This window comes from Protofrankia sp. CiP1_Cm_nod3 (assembly GCF_982290655.1).
Window position 1 is genome coordinate 18,089 of the sequence record NZ_CEVIVD010000049.1, and the last position, 17,847, is coordinate 35,935.

At 69.3% G+C, this 17,847-nt stretch carries 12 protein-coding genes, 1 tRNA gene and 2 pseudogenes; 11 read left to right on the forward strand and 4 right to left on the reverse strand.

The window, feature by feature from the left end:
* The first annotated feature begins 80 nt into the window (after nucleotides 1–80).
* The 8 genes from galU (at nucleotide 81) to AC5LUJ_RS11805 (ending at nucleotide 8,271) form a co-directional block, all read left to right on the forward strand.
* Nucleotides 81–1,010, forward strand: a complete 930-nt coding sequence (gene galU, locus AC5LUJ_RS11770) for a UTP--glucose-1-phosphate uridylyltransferase GalU (protein WP_250282147.1) — start codon at nucleotides 81–83, stop codon at nucleotides 1,008–1,010.
* Nucleotides 1,011–1,103: 93 nt separating this feature from the next.
* On the forward strand, nucleotides 1,104–2,387 hold the full coding sequence (glp, locus tag AC5LUJ_RS11775) for a molybdotransferase-like divisome protein Glp (RefSeq protein WP_493464934.1): 1,284 nt from the start codon (nucleotides 1,104–1,106) through the stop codon (nucleotides 2,385–2,387).
* Nucleotides 2,388–2,440: 53 nt separating this feature from the next.
* Entirely contained in the window at nucleotides 2,441–3,472 is a 1,032-nt protein-coding gene (gene moaCB, locus AC5LUJ_RS11780) for a bifunctional molybdenum cofactor biosynthesis protein MoaC/MoaB (protein ID WP_250282180.1), read from the forward strand.
* Nucleotides 3,469–4,101, forward strand: coding sequence for a GNAT family N-acetyltransferase (locus AC5LUJ_RS11785; RefSeq protein ID WP_250282144.1), 633 nt, complete (start codon nucleotides 3,469–3,471; stop codon nucleotides 4,099–4,101). The genes moaCB and AC5LUJ_RS11785 overlap by 4 nt, the downstream gene beginning before the upstream one ends.
* Nucleotides 4,102–4,641: 540 nt before the next feature.
* Nucleotides 4,642–6,000: a SepX/GlpR family protein gene (locus AC5LUJ_RS11790; RefSeq protein WP_250292658.1), complete on the forward strand. Its 1,359-nt coding sequence runs from the start codon at nucleotides 4,642–4,644 to the stop codon at nucleotides 5,998–6,000.
* 319 nt (nucleotides 6,001–6,319) lie between these two features.
* The gene (locus AC5LUJ_RS11795; RefSeq protein ID WP_493464935.1) at nucleotides 6,320–6,883 is read left to right on the forward strand and encodes a hypothetical protein; all 564 of its coding nucleotides are present in this window, start codon (nucleotides 6,320–6,322) and stop codon (nucleotides 6,881–6,883) included.
* Between the two features lie 987 nt (nucleotides 6,884–7,870).
* Complete coding sequence (locus AC5LUJ_RS11800; RefSeq protein WP_493464936.1) at nucleotides 7,871–8,179, forward strand: hypothetical protein; 309 nt, start codon at nucleotides 7,871–7,873, stop codon at nucleotides 8,177–8,179.
* 15 nt (nucleotides 8,180–8,194) lie between these two features.
* Nucleotides 8,195–8,271, forward strand: a tRNA-Ala gene (locus AC5LUJ_RS11805).
* Nucleotides 8,272–9,115: 844 nt separating this feature from the next.
* Here AC5LUJ_RS11805 and AC5LUJ_RS11810 read toward each other — a convergent pair.
* Nucleotides 9,116–9,688, reverse strand: a pseudogene (locus AC5LUJ_RS11810) (recombinase zinc ribbon domain-containing protein); the annotation flags it as partial.
* A complete protein-coding gene (locus AC5LUJ_RS11815) occupies nucleotides 9,685–10,134 on the reverse strand; it encodes a hypothetical protein (RefSeq protein WP_493464938.1) in 450 nt (149 codons plus the stop codon). The pseudogene AC5LUJ_RS11810 and the gene AC5LUJ_RS11815, both read right to left, overlap by 4 nt.
* 688 nt (nucleotides 10,135–10,822) lie before the next feature.
* On the opposite strand from AC5LUJ_RS11815, the gene AC5LUJ_RS11820 reads away from it, so the two are divergent.
* The gene (locus tag AC5LUJ_RS11820; protein ID WP_493464937.1) at nucleotides 10,823–12,577 is read left to right on the forward strand and encodes a helix-turn-helix domain-containing protein; all 1,755 of its coding nucleotides are present in this window, start codon (nucleotides 10,823–10,825) and stop codon (nucleotides 12,575–12,577) included.
* A 488-nt stretch (nucleotides 12,578–13,065) separates the two neighbouring features.
* Here the strand turns inward: AC5LUJ_RS11820 and AC5LUJ_RS11825 are convergent, their stop codons facing one another.
* Nucleotides 13,066–14,211 (reverse strand): FHA domain-containing protein, encoded by a 1,146-nt coding sequence (locus AC5LUJ_RS11825; RefSeq protein WP_250285570.1) that lies wholly within the window; start codon nucleotides 14,209–14,211, stop codon nucleotides 13,066–13,068.
* 264 nt (nucleotides 14,212–14,475) lie between these two features.
* Here AC5LUJ_RS11825 and AC5LUJ_RS11830 point away from each other — a divergent pair, with 264 nt between their 5' ends.
* The gene (locus AC5LUJ_RS11830) at nucleotides 14,476–16,122 is read left to right on the forward strand and encodes a serine/threonine-protein kinase (protein WP_493464939.1); all 1,647 of its coding nucleotides are present in this window, start codon (nucleotides 14,476–14,478) and stop codon (nucleotides 16,120–16,122) included.
* A gap of 399 nt (nucleotides 16,123–16,521) precedes the next feature.
* On the opposite strand, the gene AC5LUJ_RS11835 is transcribed toward AC5LUJ_RS11830, so the two are convergent.
* Nucleotides 16,522–16,767: a helix-turn-helix domain-containing protein gene (locus tag AC5LUJ_RS11835; protein ID WP_250285568.1), complete on the reverse strand. Its 246-nt coding sequence runs from the start codon at nucleotides 16,765–16,767 to the stop codon at nucleotides 16,522–16,524.
* Nucleotides 16,768–17,170: 403 nt separating this feature from the next.
* On the opposite strand from AC5LUJ_RS11835, the pseudogene AC5LUJ_RS11840 reads away from it, so the two are divergent.
* Nucleotides 17,171–17,847 (forward strand): annotated as a pseudogene (locus AC5LUJ_RS11840) (hypothetical protein); the annotation flags it as partial.

Below are 17,847 nucleotides of genomic sequence, written 5' to 3' on the forward strand. Positions count from 1 at the left end.
GTAGGGAAGCCGTAGGCGGGAACCGCTGCGGCCGCGATGGAAACCACCGACGCCTTCGCCGAGCGGCTATGGTTTCGCCCATGTCAGTAAAGAAGGCGGTGATTCCGGCTGCGGGCCTCGGCACCCGGTTCCTGCCGGCGACCAAGTCCCTGCCCAAGGAGATGCTGCCGGTCGTCGACCGGCCGGCCATCGAGTATGTGGTGGAGGAGGCTTCCCGCGCCGGTCTACGGGATGTGCTTCTTGTCACGAGCCGCACCAAGAAGGCGGTGGAGGACCATTTCGACCGGGAGACCGAACTCGAGGCGGCCCTGGAACGCAAGGGTGACACGGCCAGGCTGGGACGCATCCGCGCGTCGGCCGAACTCGCCGAGGTGCACTCGGTCCGCCAGCAGGCCCCGCGGGGGCTCGGCCATGCCGTGCTGTGCGCGGCCGGGCACGTCGGCGACGAGCCCTTCGCGGTCCTGCTCGGCGACGACCTGATCGACGAACGTGATCCGCTGCTGGTGGAGATGCTCGCGGTGCGGGAGCGTTTCGGCGGCAGCGTCGTCGGCCTCATGGAGGTTCCGGAGGAACTCGTCTCGCTGTACGGGGTGGCGACGGTCGACCCGACGGCCGTCGGGCCGGCGGGGGAGCGCTACCAGACCGTCCGCATCCGGGACCTGGTGGAGAAGCCCTCGGCCGACGAGGCGCCCAGCAACCTCGCGATCATCGGCCGGTACGTCCTGTCACCGGCGATTTTCGACGTGTTGCGGCGGACACCACCCGGCCGTGGGAACGAGATCCAGCTCACCGACGCCTTGCGGACGCTGGCCCACCTCGGCGACGATGCGGGCGAGCCCGTCCACGGGGTGGTCTTCACCGGGCGCCGCTACGACACCGGTGACCGGGTGGACTATCTCAAGGCCGTGATCCGGCTCGCCTGCGAGCGGCCGGACATCGGCGGGGAGCTGTACCCGTGGCTGGAGGAGTACGTCTCCGCCGGCGGCCCCAAGTCCGATCCCGGTCCGTGAGAGCCCGGCCGGTGACAGGTGTGAGACGGCCGGCGGGCCTGGCGGGCCTGGCGGGCCTGGCGGGGTGGAGGCGACCGGTGTGAGGCGATCGACGTGAAGTCGGTGGACGCGCACCTCGCCGACATCCTCGCCGCGGTCGGCCCGTTACCCGCACGGCCGCTGCCGCTGGGCGCCGCCCACGGCTGCGTGCTCGCCGCCGACCTGCACGCGGCCACCGCCCTGCCCGGGTTCGACAACTCGGCCATGGACGGCTACGCCCTGTACGCCGCGGACGTCGCCGGCGCCGGCCCCGACCACCCGGTGACCCTGCCGGTCACCGGGGACATCCCGGCCGCGCCGGGCACCCCGGCGCCGGTGGCACCCGGCACCGCCGCCCGGATCATGACGGGGGCGCCGTTGCCGCCCGGCGCCGACACCGTCGTCCAGGTCGAGTGGACCGACGGCCGGATGGACCGGGTCACCGTGGCGCGCGCGCCCGTGCCCGGACAGAACATCCGGCGGGCCGGGGAGGACGTGGCCGTCGGCGACCTGGTCCTGCCCGCCGGGCGGCTGCTCGGCGCGGCCCAGATCGGCCTGCTCGCGGCCCTGAACGTGGCGGCGCCCACCGTCCACCCGCGTCCCCGGGTGGCGGTCCTGTCGACCGGCAGCGAGCTGGTCGAGGCCGGTGGGACGCCCGGGCCCGGGCAGATCGTCGACTCCAACAGCCACGCGGTGGCGGCGGCGGCGCGGGAGGCGGGCGCGCGGGTCCGGCGGTTCGCCGGCGTGCCCGACTCCCCGGACGCGTTCGCCGCGCTGCTCGACGACGTCCGCACCGACGCCGACGCTGTGATCACGACCGGCGGGGTGAGCGTGGGCGCCTTCGACGTGGTCAAGCAGGTTCTCGCCGCCGCGGGGACGGTCCGTTTCGAGCGGCTCGCCATGCGGCCCGGGATGCCGCAGGGGTTCGGGGTGCTCGACGGCGTGCCGGTGTTCACCCTGCCCGGCAACCCGGTCAGCGCGCTGGTGTCGTTCGAGCTGTTCGTCAGGCCCGCGCTGCGGCGGATGCGCGGGCTTGCGTCCGTGCACCGTCCGACGCTGGTGGTCACGACGGCCCAGCCGGTGCGGGCCGCCGCGGGCCGGCGCTCGTACCTGCGGGTCCGGCTGGCCGATGGCGGCGCGGGCCGCCCGCCCGTGGCGCATCTCGCCGGCGGCCAGGGCGCCCACCAGATGTCGGCGCTGGCGGCCGCGGACGCGCTGTTGATCGTTCCGGCGGATGGCGGTGAGCTGCCCGCCGGGCGGGAGCTGACCGCGCTGCTGCTCGACGACGAGGTGACGGTGGCGGGCCGCCGCGGCGGCGTGCCACCGGCCGGCCGGCGGCATGTGGAGGTGGGCGGGTGACCGAGCCGGACGGGCCGAAGCTGACCCATGTGGACGCCACCGGCGCCGCCCGGATGGTCGATGTCTCCGCCAAGGACGTGACCGCGCGGACGGCGACGGCCCGCGGCTGCCTGCGGGTGGCGCCCGCCGTCGTCGACCTGCTGCGCGGGGCCGGCGTGCCCAAGGGGGACGCGCTCGGGGTGGCCAGGGTGGCGGGCATCATGGGCTCCAAGCGCACGTCCGAGCTCATCCCGCTGTGCCATCCGATCGCGCTGTCGGGGGTCCGGGTCGACATCGACGTCCACGACCATGGTGTCGAGATCACCGCGACCGTCCGGACGGCGGACCGCACCGGCGTGGAGATGGAGGCGCTGACCGCGGTGGCGGTGGCCGGGCTCACACTGCACGACATGGTCAAGGCAGTCGATCCGGCCGCGACGCTCACCGACATCCAGCTGCTGGTGAAGACCGGTGGACGGTCGGGTGACTGGCGGCGCCACCCGGTCGTCGCACCGCCGGACACGGGAGTGCGGGCCGGGTCGTCAGGGGTACCGGCCGGTGCCCGTGCCCGAGTGATCACGGTTTCGGACCGCGTGCACGCCGGCGGGTACGCCGACCGGTCCGGGCCGCTGGCGGCCGGGGCGCTCGGCCGGATCGGCTTCGTCGTCGACGACGTGGTCGTCGTCCCGGACGAGCCCGACGCGATCGTGGCCGCGCTGACGGCGGCGGTGCGTGCCGGGATCCATCTGGTCGTCACCACCGGCGGCACCGGTCTCGCGCCCAGGGACGTCACGCCGGAGGCGACCCGGCTGGTGATCGACCGTGAGGTGCCCGGGCTCGCCGAGGCACTGCGCGCGGCCGGCCGGGAGACGGTCCCGACGGCGGTCCTCTCCCGCGGGATCGCCGGTGTGCGGGAGGGGACGCTGGTGGTGAACCTGCCGGGCTCCACCGGTGGCGTCGCCGACGGGATGACCGTGCTCGCCGGCGTGGCCGGGCACGCCGTCGCGCAGATCAGGGGCGGCGGGGAGCACCGTCACGCCGGCTCCCACGATCATGCCGGTGACGCGGCGGGCGCCGGCCGGAGCCCGCGGGAGAAGAGGGGATGAGGGCGCCCGGGTGGCCGGCGAGTCTCACGGACGGGCCGGTGGCCGTGCGTCCTCTGCGGCTGCGCGAGGCTGCCACCTGGGTCGACATCCGGCTGCGCAACGGCGACTGGCTCGCGCCGTGGGAGGCGACGGCGAAGGCGCTGCCCGCCACCGACGAGGCGTGGGCGCGGCGCCAGACCGTCGGGGTCTACATCCAGATGGTGCGGCGGCTGCGCCAGCAGGCGCGTGTCGGTCAGGCCCTGCCGTTCGCCGTGACGTTCGAGGGCCGGCTGGTAGGACAGATCACCGTTTCCACGATCGTCCGTGGCGCGTTGAACAGCGGCCATGTCGGTTACTGGGTTGACCGTATGTATGCCGGCCGTGGGATAACCCCGACCGCATTGGCGCTGGTGGTGGATCACTCTTTCACCGCGGTGGCACTGCACCGGCTGGAGGCGCACGTCCGGCCGGAGAACACCGCGAGCCGGCGGGTGGTGGAAAAGCTCGGGTTCCGCGAGGAGGGGTTCCACCGGCGCTATCTGGCGATCGGCGGGGCTTACCGGGACCACATCAGCTACGCCATCACCACGGAGGACGCTCCGGAAGGGCTGCTGAACCGCTGGCACAGCGTCCGCGCGCCACATAGCTGAGATCAACAACACCTACTCGACATTAACTGAGAGTAGTCATGCGTCTACTTTCAGATGTGACGTCGGCCACACGTAGGGATGGTTGTCATGGTTTGTCTGTCCGTTAAGATCCTTTTGTGGTGTGTGCGTCGCCGTTTCGCGATCGAGCTTGGCTCGATGAGCTTTTCTCGGCCTCAATTCAGTTACTAAGCGTGAACGTGATGTGGGCTGCGATGCCGCGACACGCGCTCTTCGGGTCGGTGACCGGACGGTATTCGCTCACTAGCGTTCCTCGGAGCGCCTGAGGATAGCGGCGTCGCGCCGCTGGGCGTCCCTATCCTCCCGGCGGCGCGAACGCCCATGATCGGGCCGCCGGAGCCCCTCGTATTTCGGCGCGGTCGACATGCGGGGCCCGGGTCCGCCAACGTCATCTTCGATATCCGAGTCGGCAGGAAGGCCACCGTCCATGGTCAACTCGCCTGTACGGCAGCCCGCGCCGCCTGAGGCTCGTACGGGCGCTTCGCGGTCCGCGCTCCGATGCCGTCTTCCGGACACGCTGTCATGAGCGCGCTGATCTGGCTCGCGATCGTCGCGGTCTGGGGTTTCGTGCTTATCCCTATGTGGGTGAGGCATCATGACAGCACGCTGGAACAGCGATCGGCGGAACGTTTCACTACGGCGATGCGCGTCCTGTCACGCCGAGGGGCGTCGCGGCCGGACAGGGAGCTCGCGATGCGGCCGGCTGCTTCTTCTGGTCCGGATGACGACGATCCGGACGACGGTGAGCCGATCCAGGTGACCGGGCCGACCCGGCCCGCCACGTCGGCTCGGCCCGCCACGTCGGCTCGGCCTCCCGGGTCGGCGCGGGCCACGCACGGGTCCGGCGGGAGCCCCAGCGGTGAGTGGCGCGGTGTTCCCGTGGCACGCCCGCCGGCTTCCCCGCCTCGTCCGCATGCCGCCGCCGGCACCAACGCCGACCGGCGGGCGCTGATCCAGCTGCGCAGGCGGCGGCTGTTCGTCCTGCTGGCCATGATCCTGGTGACCGCGCTGCTCGCCGGGCTGCTGGGCGGCGTGTGGATCGCCGTCCAGATCCTGGCGGACGCGGCCGTCGTCAGCTATGTCGTGCACCTGCGCAGGGCAGCCCAGGCCGACCGGCGGCTGCGCGCCTCCCGCTTCGCGCTGGACCGGCGGATCGCCGCCGAGCGCGCCGTCCGGTACGGCTACCGGATGCCCGGCCCAGGTGCCGCCGGCACTGGCCTCGGCGGTGGCGTGGGCGGTGACGCGGGCGAGCCCTGGGTGTCCGGCAGCGAGCCGTTCCGGCTGTCCGACCAGGCCGTGGCTCGCCCCGGCGCGCCCGCCGGCCGAGGCACCCCCAGAGACGATCTTGCGATGGCGAACGCGCAGACGGTGGATCTTTCACGGAGCGCCGCCGCTGCCACCGCCCGGATCACGGCGGCCGGTGGCTCCCCACGAGGGCAGATCCTTGAGGGCGCCGTCATCGACGGCACGGCTGTCGACAGATCCGTTGACGACGGATCCGTGGCCGACGCCCCGGCCGCTGGGAACGTTGCCGTCACCGATGCCGACCTCGATGCCGTCACCGATGCCGACCTCGATGGCTTCGCGGATGCCGACGGCTCTGCGGATGCCGCTGAGACGGATGGCGCCCCGGACCTCGGGCAGGCGCCCGGGCCGGTGGGCGGTGCCCGCCCGGCTGCCCGCGCGGCCGGGCGCCCGAACACCTCCAGGCCGGGTCGAGTGCAGGTCAACCCCCCAGGGACACATGGCGGTCTGACCGCTGGCCCGGCATCGACCGGTCCGGCATCGACACCGGCACCTGGCCCGCAGCAGCCCGCGTCGGGCAGCGACGATCCGGGCGAGGCCGACGAACTGTTGCGCAGGCACGCGGTCGGGAGCTGACCGGTTGACCACCGCGGCATCCCCCACCGGATGCCGCGGCCCCACCGGCGGCCCCGACATCCTCACCGGCGCGGCTGCCCTGCCGAGGCGGCCGCCGGGCCGACGGATGTCGTTCCGGACGGGGCCGCTGTCCTGCGCGGGGCCGTCTTGGGGACGCCCCGCTGCCCGTGGCACCCGTTTCTGCCCAGGTGACCGTTGGGACGGCAGTGAACCATTGGGGCGGCAGTGAGATGTGGCCGCTGATGGTTGCGCGATCGGCGGATACCCTCGATCCCCGGGCACCCTTGTGCCGGGTATCCGGTGAACAGATGGAAGAATCATGACCGATCGGGACCGTGGCACACCCTCGAAGATCGTCGTCTTCGGCGGTGTGCAGATCGACAGCCATGCCACCAGCCCGCCGCGGTTCCGTGAGCGTGACATCCCCGACGTCGAACGTCGGACCGCTGAAGCGCTCGACGCGCTGCGTCCACGGCTGCTGGTCGGCGCGGCGGCGTCCGGAGCCGACCTGGTGGTACTAGCGGTCGCGCGCTCGAAGGGGCTTCCCGTACGTGTGGTGCTGCCCTTCGACGTGCCCACGTTCAGGCGGACGTCGGTCGAGGACCGGGGGCCGCAGTGGTGCCTCCGGTACGACCAGCTGATCAGCTCGTTGAAACCGGACGAACTGGAGATTCTCGACGAGGTCAGAGACTCCGGCGTCTACCACCGGACGAACACACGCCTGCTTGAGCGCGCGGCGCAGCTGCGGCAGGCCCCTGACGAGGAGATCGTCGCACTGGTGCTGCGTCCGGTCGTCTCACATCGGGCGTCGGTGACCGACGACCTCGTCGACAAGGCCAGGCATGCGGGTCTACGGGTCGTAGAGGTGCCGACCCTTGGCTGAAGGCCCTGCGCTGGGGCCTGTGCTGCTGCCCGGGCGGCGGCTGGCGGCCGAAGTACAGAGGGCGCACGCGGCTGGGCTCGTACCTGCGGGCTCCGGCGGCTACACGGCCGGAGCGGCCCGGCGGCGGGTGGCTTGACAGCCCGCGGGAGGCACTGTCAACCGCGATGGAACTGGCCTAGATCATATGGACTCGTGCTGGGGTGCGCTGTGCATAATGGCTCCGTGACCATGCGCGCGCCCCAGCTTCTCGAGCTGCCTGCCGGGGCTGTCACGCGCACGAACACGGGATGTTGCTGTCCGCGCCCTCGCGTGCGCTGACGTCCGCTTTCTTCTTCCGACGTCCATGACCGCCTTTGCGTCACCGGTCATGCACGCGAGGGCTTGTTAGCCGGAGAAGTCCAGTTCGTTTCGGGAAAATCCTGTCCGTACGGTTCGCAATCGCCCGATTCGACTCGCTGTGGCTGTTTTTGCCCGATGCGCTCCAGCATACGACGCGGTTGCTGAAAGCCGGGCCCGCCGGCAGCACGGACGTCTCTCCGTGACTTGTTCCGCCGCCTGTCATCACCAACGTGAGCGCAAAGGGGCGTCACAGTGAGTAATGACCACCGCGGTCAGCGGTACGGGACGACGCCGGGCAGCTCAGGCTCGCGGGAACCGACGTTCGAGGAGTGGACCGCGAGCCTGCGGGCCGCGGGCTTCCGGCTGTGCCCCCGTAGCTGCGCCGTACCGGTTGAACTGCGTGGACTACGTCCGGACGGGGTCGGGTTCCATCTACGGTGCCGTGGAGTGCGGGTGGAACTGTCGTTGTTCCGCCCCGGCCGCGCGATGTGGCAGCTGCCGTTCTGGGATCCACGATGGATCCCAGAGGAAGGTTTGTCACTCTGGGTAAACTACCCGCTGGACAGCCCCTCATCCGGACGCTGGTCCTCCGGACATCCGGCCCCCTCCCTTCCGAACACGGATAATGGTACGCATACCGGTATCCAGGTGGGCAACGGACATATTTCTGACAGCGTCCGCATGGTGTTCGACCGCGAGGACACACCGGATTTCCGGGCCGTCCTCGACGGCGGCCGGGAATACGGCTGGCGCGGCCACGAGGCAGGGCTCCTGCGGCCCGCCGCCGCGGCAACCTTCTTCACCCGGCTGATGTGCGAGGCGGACCCGGCCGCCGGCCCTGCCTTGACCCCGCTGGTACCCAGGGCGCGCAAGGGTGAGCCATCCCCGGCACCGGCCGCGGCGGGGCAGGAACTGCTCAGCGGGGGCCGTCCACCACATCCGTCCGGTCTGCTGTAAGCTGCAAGTGCTCCAGGGGGTGTAGCTCAGCCTGGTAGAGCGCCTCCCTCGCACGGAGGAGGCCAGGGGTTCGAGTCCCCTCACCTCCACCATCCCGGTCTTACTCGAACCCACTCCCCACAAAGAGTGGCCGAGCAAGCCCGGGACAGTAACCTTATCACCGATCATGGCATCCTCCGCAAGGAGGACGCCACTGTCGTCCCGTCGCTCATACCACCGCCCACCGGTCAGCGCAAACCGCCGCCGCAACCGTGCGCTGCCAACAGCATCCCGGCCGTCCTCGCCGGCCAGTTCCGGATCTTCCGGTGCGGCTGGCATCCCGCCGTCCCCGCTGCCAGTGAGCGACTCGCGGGCAACCTGCTCCACCTCACCCCCGGCACCAGGCATCACCACCCCGCCCCGTGCCTCCCGCCGCAAATACACCACCGTCTCGAACGGCTCCGTCAGCTCGTCGGCCGTCACATACGGCCCCTCACCCTCGAAGTCGATGAACAGCTTGGTGAAGATCGCCTTGTTCAAAATGGCCCGGGTGCGCTTCTGGGCCACCCGGTACAGCTCCTGTGGGTCGGCCAGCAGCTCCAGCATGTCGGTCACGACCTGGTAGCCCACCTGCAGCTCACCATCGGTGTCGTCCAGCTGCCGCTTCAAACTGGCCCGTTCGTCGCGGATGGCCCGCATCCGCCCGCTGACTTTCTCCCGCGGCCAGTCCGGATCGTCCACCAAGTCGAGATAGCGGTCCTCCCGGGCATCCAGCTCCTTGAGGCGCTTGGCGTACTGCGCCCGCAGCTGCCGGGTGTTGTCCGCGCCACTGGCGACGGTCTGGTCCATGGCTGTCCGCAGCCGGTCGCCGACCTCGGCCGGGATGCGCACCTGGCAGTAGTGCCGGAGCACGGCCTCCTCGATCCGCTCCACCACGATGTAGGGCAGATCGCAGGTACGCTCCTGCCGTCCGCGGCAGAAGTAGTAAAAATACTGCCCGCCGTGGCGGCCCTGGGCCCGGGCGATGATCAGCCGCCGTTCGCAGCGGCCGCACCACACCACGCCCTTGAGGTAGTGATCGACCGGGCGTTCACGGCCCTGGACGCCGTGGGTACCGCTGACCGGCCCGAGGCCGTCACCGTCATCCGCGAAGCCGGCCGCCGGCATCAGCCGCCGATCTCCGAGGCCGACACCACCCAGCTCGCCGCGGTCCTGTCCGGGTACAAGCTGTCCTGGCGGGTGACGGCCAGCTGGGGTGGCAGGCCGGCGGTACCGCCGGAAGCCCCCGAAGATCTCCAGCTGCGCTCGCTGGTCGTTATTGACGCCGGCCCGGCCGGGTTCTGGCGGCGGGAAGCGCCGGCCGAGCCGCTGCGCGCCGAGGACATCGACCTTCAGGTGACGGTCCGACTGGTGCCGGTCAGCGCCAGGCAGGTGTGGGCCGGGCTGGTCGATCTGCTCCCGGAATTGCCCTCCCCGGCAGAGCACGTCCGCCGGTAGGGAAACCCAGCCTGGACGGCCAGAATCGATCATTTCTCTTGGCGGGCACCACACTGATCCAACTGTTGCGGTGGAGGAACCAGGCCACCGACATCCGGCACCTCGCCCTCCGGCTCCACCACCATCAGCCGGCCCCCGAACAGTTCGATCTCCACCTCGACCGCCCGCCGCACCGCAGACGCCGGTGACAAATGATTCACCGTCGGTACCAACACCCCGCACCCCTCGGTGCGCAGCACCGCGTCCAGCAACACCGTCAACCCCGGCCGGATGATCTGTCCCGGCCTGACGTTCCGATCGATGTAGATCTCCACCAGCGCCAAGCCCTCGGCTTCGGCGTACACCGTCAGCCGGTCACGCAGTGCCGCAGTCTCGTCTTCGTCGTCGTGCTGCAGGCTGATGTAACCGTACATCGCAGGACGCGCTGCCGAGTCCTCGTCGTGTCGCGGCCTGGCCGGTCGCGAGAAGCGCTCCTCCATCACACCGGCCCCTCGAAACGGCCACAGCTCCCGCCAGGCCGCTCAGCCCACCGGGCCGCCGTTCCTGGCCACGGCTTCATGCATGATCGTCGGGTGAGGGAAGCTGTATCGTCGGCCGGTTCGTGATCGTGTGTGCTGCTCCGGCTGCGATGACCATCGGTTTGTTTCGCCCGCTCCATCCGGCCCGCCAGCTTCGCCAGCCGCTCCCGCAACCACCGCAGCTCCCCGCTGACCGCCTCGGCGCGTTCCAGCAGGGCGGCGTGCTCCAAAGGCCCGCCCGGCCAATTGCCGGCGCAACGGCCGAGGCCGGCTTCAACCGCCTCCATCCGTTCCAGCGCGCCTTGCAGCCCTAGCTCGATGCTGCGCAACGGCAGCCCGCCCGGCGGTTCCGGCCACGACTCGCAGCCTCCGCTCACCCATCCCACCAGCGTCCTCCCGTCAGCCGATCTTCACGATTCCGGTCCGTGGCTGACGCCCGAGGCCGGGGAGCGGAGGGAACGACGGGCTCGACCCGGCCCCGGGCGCCTGGGGCACACCGTGGCGGACCAGGTCTTCCCGCCCAAGGGGCAGCGGGTTTCCGGATCATGCGCCGGACGCATATTGCCGGGGATGGTTGGCACGCAAAGTGACGGATACACTGCGCTGCCAGAACAGATGATCTATTTCCATCCGGACGGGAACCAGGCCCATGGACCACGCCGCAACTCGGCGCCGCTACTGCCGCTGCGGTGCCCGGCTGGCGCGTGACAACCACGGTGTGCTGTGTGCCCCCTGCCAGCGAGCCGTCCGGGACCGGACCATCCGGGCACCGGACGTGCCCCCGGATTTCTGGGAGTCGTCCGAACAGCTACGCGACGCCCTGCATGCCTGGCACATGGGCCGGGTGATCGCCGCCTACCGCAGCCACCCCTACCACCACCCGCCGCTCACCCAGGCCACCGTGGCCGGCTGGATGGGCCTCACCCAGACCCAGCTCAGCCGCATCGAGAGCGGCGCACCGATCACTGATCTTGTCAAGCTCATCCGCTGGGCCGAGGTCTTACGTATCCCCGAGACGTTGTTGTGGTTCAGGTTGCCGGATCGGCGCCGGGAGACGGATGGGCCAGCAGCCACCAGCACTCATGGCCGCTTGGCCGAGGACTGGCACGGCGGCAGGGATCCGCGCCGAATAACCGGCCGCGACGTCCTGCCAGCCGCTACGAACGTCCCGATGGCCGTGGCAGCCGAACATTCGGGGCTTGCGAATACGCTGCGCAACCTACACTTGCCAGAGGAAGTGGTTGCCGCCGCATTGGGGGAGCCCTGGAACGAGCCGCCAGCACCAGCCACGGACGGCCGGGAACCGGCCGTCCGGCCGGATCCGCTCGCCCATGACGGCCTGGTGCGGGTCCTGCAAGCCTGGGCCGACACCGTGAAACGCCGCCAGTTCCTGCTGTCCGTCGGGTGGGCCGCGACTGCGGCGGCCGTCCCCTTGCTGCCCGAGCCCCTGTCGCTGGAACCGGATCGGCTGCTGGGCGCGCTGGGCAACCCGTCGCGGGTCGACGCCGTGATTATCGGCCACATCGAGGAGGTCCTGCGCCGCGCCCTGGGCCAGGACGCCGCTCTGGGGCCGCAGGCCGCGATCCAGACGGTGTTGGACCAGCGCCAGCTGGCCCGGCATCTGCTGGAAGACTGCCCGGCTGACCTGCGTTCCCGGTTGCTGTCGGTCTACGCCGGGCTCTGCCGGGCCACCGGCTGGTTCATCTTCGACCTCGGCGACTTCGATGCCGCCGTGCCGCATTTCGAGGAAGGCCGGACCGCCGCCCACGCCGCCCGCAACACTGAGCTCGGCGCGCTGATCCTGTGCAACCTCGCCCAGACCGCCATCTGGCAGGACCGGCCCCGCCTGGCCGTCGACCACGCTTCGGCGGCTGTGGCCTGGGCCTGGCGCACGCCGGACCACGTCCTGCGGGCCAACGCCGGTGACATCGCTGCCCGGGCCTTTGCGGCGGCCGGCGACTACGACGCCGCCATGCAGGAACTGCACCGTGCCGAAACCGCTCTGGCCGCCGCTGACCGGGTGCCATCGCTCGTTGACTGGTACGACGAGGCTTTCCTGGCCGGCATCCGTGGTCAGTGCTTGCTGAGGCTGGGGCGTCCCGCTGAGGCAGTGGCCGTCATCGGGCCGTCGCTGGCGGCCATGGATCCGGCGGTGTCGGTGCGCAACCTGGCCATGACGACGGTCGACCTGGCGACCGCTTACATCCGGCAGGGTGAGGTTGAGGAGGGGGCCCGGACCCTGGGATGGGCCGGCGAGCTGGCCGTCCGTAACCGATCGGCCCGGCTGGCGACACAACTGCGGGGTGTACGGCGGCAGTTGGAGCTGTGGAAGGACAGCCCGGTGGTGCGCGCCTTCGACGAGCAGGCGGCGGCGTTGGGGGTGTGGCAGGCAGGGGTGTTGTAGCCGGTCGGCTGCGCGGCGATACCCGGTCAAGGGCGGCGAGACGGGCCACGGCCGCCTCGGCCGCAGCGTGTGCTGCCTGGTCGTTGTCTAACCGAAAGATCCATTGCACAATCGGCGTTCATGCTGGCGAACTCCAAGATTTCAGCGTGCCTGCTCACCGCGCCGCCCGACTGAAGTCTTCGGCTGCGTTTGACACACTCGCACCGAGCGCTGTGCCCACCATCCGGCGGTGGCTGGCACGGCAGCAGGTTGCGGTTCCTCGCAATTGTGCGCAGAGAGGCACCCGATACACAGTGGCCCGTCCACCGCAAGAGCAGGAGCACGGTCTTCGCCGAATCCCTTCAGGCACGCAGCCGTGGACAGTTGGTCGGACGGACCCGAGCTCCTGCTGCTTGTCGGCGATCGACAGGTAAATGTAGCACCGTGAACCCTTGTGGGGGTCGCCGCCGCTTGACCAGGCGGTGCGGCCAGCGAGGTGGAGCCCGAGGTTAATTCAACCGAGTGGTTGCGGCGGCGCCCGGCGGGAGAGAGGTTTGAGGGGTCGGGGTCCGCCAGGCGTCGGCAAGTTCGGGAGGGAAACGTCGGCCACTGCGAGTGATGATCACACCGGGAGCAAGTTCGACCTCGTCACCGGGATGAAAGCGCCGGTCAACCTGCGGAGGTAATGGTTCCCAGGGTCCCAGCCGCCCCCGCTTGCCGGCGGTCCGCATCCGGGTGCCGTATCTGCTGATGTCACGGATCAGAACCATGCCCTTTTTGACCGAGACGACCACGTGCTCGCGGCTGACCCTCGGTGCGGCCGTCGAATCCAGCAGGTTGTACAGGGAGATGCCGGACGGAGCAGGGTTACGTCCTACGCGAGTCTCGGAGTCCTCGTTCAGGGTGTAGCGGCCTACGCAAGCACCGTTGACAACGGCTTTGAGCTGCGCGGCGCCTGGGCGCGGACCGTCGTCTAGCAGGGGCGTGCCGTGCACCTCACATGTGGGCACGCCCTGTCGCATGCGGGGCAGAAACACCCGATCGCCACGGCGGATATCATAGAGCGAACAACGGGCTTCCGGGCAGCGCCAGGTTCGCTTGAGTACGTCGATCAGGGGGGTCTGGGAGCCATCCAGCAGACCCTGCTTCTTAAGAGCGGAGAGTTCCATACGGCGGGAGATCTCGGCTGGTGTACGGACACCCATGTCCATCAAGACCAATGTGACGATGCCGCCCGATCCGGGCTCGGGTTTGAGGAACTGCCAGGTGTTCCCCTGAATCCAGGTGTGCTCGAGGCGGTGGTCGACATAATGGTCACTGCTGATGACCTGAAGACCGGTCATGCCGGCAATTTCGAGAACCCGCTCGTCGGCATCATCGACCTCCTCAACCAGGCCGTCGGTGACCCAGCGGCGAAGCCGGCGGACGTCCGCCTGACTTGTGAACTCCCGGTGGCCGCTCAACAGGCTGGTGTCGGCAATCAGATAGACGAGGACGTTGGGATCCCCAGTGAGCTTCGCCAATGCTTGCACCACGAGGTGGAGTCGACGCAGCGATCGTAGCCCCGGTCCTCCGATCGACTGCTGACGCACGACGTTGGAGAGGTCAACCAGGTAGTCGGCCTGGTCCGCTGAGGTCGCCAGGTTACGTTCCATCAAGCCCCCGTATGGCTGAGTGTTGGGTATGGCCGGGTGTTGGATCATGTCCTGTAGGTAGTTACCGGAATCGGTAGTAAACCCGAACCTCGAACGAGATCGACCACTGCCGGTTCAGGGTGGTTCCTGCTTCTGCATCGGTCACCGATACCATCTCCCCTCGGAGATGTCACGGGGGAGGATGATCGCATCAGCACGACCGACGCCAGAAGCTACCTGAGTCCGCTGGGCCTCGACGACCCGCGCGAAGTAGCTGGTTACCGACTGCTCGCCAAGATCGGCGAGGGTGGTATGGGCTCCGTCTACCTCTCGCGTACCCGCGGCAACCAGCCGGTCGCCCTAAAGGTGATCCGCCGCGAGTACGCGCAGGACGCGGAGTTCCGCCGCCGCTTCGAGCAGGAGATCCGGTCAGCACGCCGGGTGCAGGGGTATCACATCGTCCCGGTTGTCGACCACGACACAACCGGGACCCTGCCGTGGCTTGCCACCATCTACGTGCCAGGTCTGTCACTCGACCAGGCGCTCGCTGCGTACGGGCCACTGCCGTTACCCACAGCTCTGCAACTCACCGGCTGCGCGGCAGAAGCGTTGCGCGCGGTGCACGCGGCCGGAGTGATCCACCGCGATCTGAAGCCAGGCAACATCCTGCTCGGCTCCCAAGGGCCCTGGGTAATCGACTTCGGTATCGCGCGGGCCGCCGACGCCACCCAGCTCACCCGCAGCGGTGGGGTCGTCGGTACTCCCCAGTACATGTCACCCGAACACGCCAACGGGCAGCCCCTCACGCCCGCCACCGACATCTTCTCGTTGGGTCTGATCGCGGCAGTCACGGCGACCAACCGCCATCCCTACGGCGAAGGTGCCGCGTACACCCTCGGCACTAAGATCGCCAATACCGAATTCCGTCCCCCGGACCTGAGTGGCTACCCGGAACCGCTGCGATCGATCCTGGAGCGCTGCCTGGCCGCCGACCCGGCCTTGCGGCCCACGCCCGCCGAGCTGGCCGAGCTGTGCGAAGCGGCCTACGGTTGGCCGCTGCGGGACTTCGCCGGGTGGCTCCCCGACCCGTTGGCTACGGAGATCACGCGCCGTGAGCAGGCCTCCCTCCATCTGCCCGAGCCCGAGGTTCCGCCTGCAGCCGCAGGCCCCGGATACGAGACGACTTACATCCCGCAACCATCCCAGCACCCGACACAGCCGCCACAACACGGATCGGCTCCGGCAGGGCAATCGGCCCCGAAGCCGGCTCCAACCCGGGGGCGGAGGACGCCGCTGCTCCTCAGCGCCACCGTGTTGGCCGTCATCGTGGCGGTGGCCGCCACCTGGAAGCTGGCGGGAGGCGAAAACAAGAGTCCTGAGGCGACGGGCGGCAGCACGAGCAGGAACGCCCTAACGACGAGCCAGTCCCAGGCGCCAAGCGCCGGCCCCACCGATGCGGCAGCCGAAACCACGTCCCAGACCGCCACCGCCACGGACCACTACACCGTGATCTTCGAGAGCAAGTCACTCATCATCCGTGCGCCAAGCTCCCGGCAGTACAGCGATGTGAACCTGGACATTCCGAAGATCACGCCCAGACCCGGCTACGCAAGCGGGGACCAAAATGCGTCCGAGATCGAATATGCCGACGCGGTGGAAGTGACGGGAGAGTCAGGCTCTCTGTTGACATTTCTGACACCCACCGGCAAGAGCGACGGCACGACGCCGCAGGCGTGCAAGTCGGGGGCCGAGACCAACGTTCTGCAGTCGCGGATTGTCGGAAAGGATCTAGCGACGATGCTCCCCAAGAACACGGTGCTCTGCACCCTCACCACTGACGACAACCTGGCGATGGTAAAGATCATCAATGTCGTGGCTCGCGGCGACACACTCGACTTCATTACCGAGGCGACCCTCTGGAAGATCTCATAGCTCAACGAATCACGAGCGCCCCTGGATCTCCTGGCGGAACCTCCTGTGCCAAGGGCCACCTCGCTGGCGCCGACATTGAATTCTCGCCCGGGCTGACCGGGGATAACGGATCTTCAACGGTGCGGTCATCCGGCCGCACCCGGTCGGGGGTCGGTCGAGTACAGCCCTTGACCCTATGGTGTCCGTGCGCAACGTCGCCCTGAAGGCGGTAGACCTCGCTACCGACCGCGTCCAACAGGGCGGTGCCGATGGTCTTGTCACCGGCGGCGAACCGCTCGGCCGCCCGCATCCGCACCGTCAACAGAGCCGCGTCCAGCCCGCCCCCCTGTCCGTACCTCATCACCACGACGTACCCAGCGACCGGCGGATGTCAGCTCCGCCATCAACCATTAAAGATCGTCACTCCTCCGCCGGCGGCCTCAACCCCCGCACCAGCTCGCCCGGATCGATCTTCAGCCCCGTCGCCAGCTTCAGGATGTTGTGCAGCGAGATGTTCCGCCGACCGCGTTCCACCTGGCCCACGAAGCTCCAGTGCAGGCCGGCCTCGTCGGCAAGCTGCTCCTGGCTCTGGCCAAGCTCCTGCCGGCGGGTCCGGACCCGCGCGCCGAAGGCCTGCGTCGCTGCCGAGATCGGTGGGGTCACCATGGCGACCCAAGCACATACGCCTAGAACCTCTGAATCCAGAGACGATACATCCCATGCATTTACGTCCCATGACCTTGCGTCTAGGCTGCCACCTGTTGCGGCTCAACCGGCCGCGACCGGACTGGCAAGGCTGGCCGTCAAGCCGCCTCGCCAGATCGTCCTGACGCACCCCGTGAACTCAAAGGAGGCAACCATGACGGCTCAGCTCACCAGGCGCGGTGGCGAAGGCGGCGGTGGCGGTACCGGCGGCTGACGCTGGGAGTGCGACCTACGGCGAAGCCCCGAGCCGGACCGCCCGGCTCGGGGCTTCGCGTCGTCCGAGTATACGTAGCTCCGAGTATCCGAATAGTAGCTTAATGAAATCAGAGTTTGGTATAATTAACTCATAATTATGCAAAGCCCGTTGCAACGCCTCTACAAAACCAAGCTGACCCTGCTGGCCGTCAGCTTCATGTTCGTCGGCGTTGCCCTGATGATCCTGAAATACGATCCGGTGGCCCTCCGGTCCTGGTCCTGGCTGGAGTTGCCGTTACTTGCCGACCTCGGCTCCACCCTCTTCGCCAGCGGCCTGATCGTCGTTGCCTTCGAGTACATCAACGAGCGGGACGCTGACGAACGGGCCAACGAACGCCTGCGCAAGGTCCTGAAGGAAGAGGCTTCGGCCATCCGCGACGCCGTGATCGACGGCTTCGCCTTCGCGCCCGATGCCCTGGTCAACGTGGCCTCGCCGCAGACCCTTGACCGGGTTGTCCGCAACACCCTGGCCATCCAGCTCGGCGACCAAGCCTTGGCCGACGACGTCTACAGCGATCTTCGTACCCAGGTGCTGCGCACTGGCGAACGGCACTTCGACGAGCGCATCTCGGTCAGCCTGACCCCGTGGGAGAAGGGTCCAACCGCCGGCGACGGCGCGATGTTCGTGGCGACGGTGCGCCGGGAGTACCACAGCCGGGGAGTCCAGCCCACCCTGCGCTTCGCCTGCGTGTCGGACCTCGACGAGTACCGGGAACTGCTTCAGGACCCAACCGGCGGTAAGGCCTGGTACTTCGAGCCGGGCAACGGCCATCCATACCAGTCGGG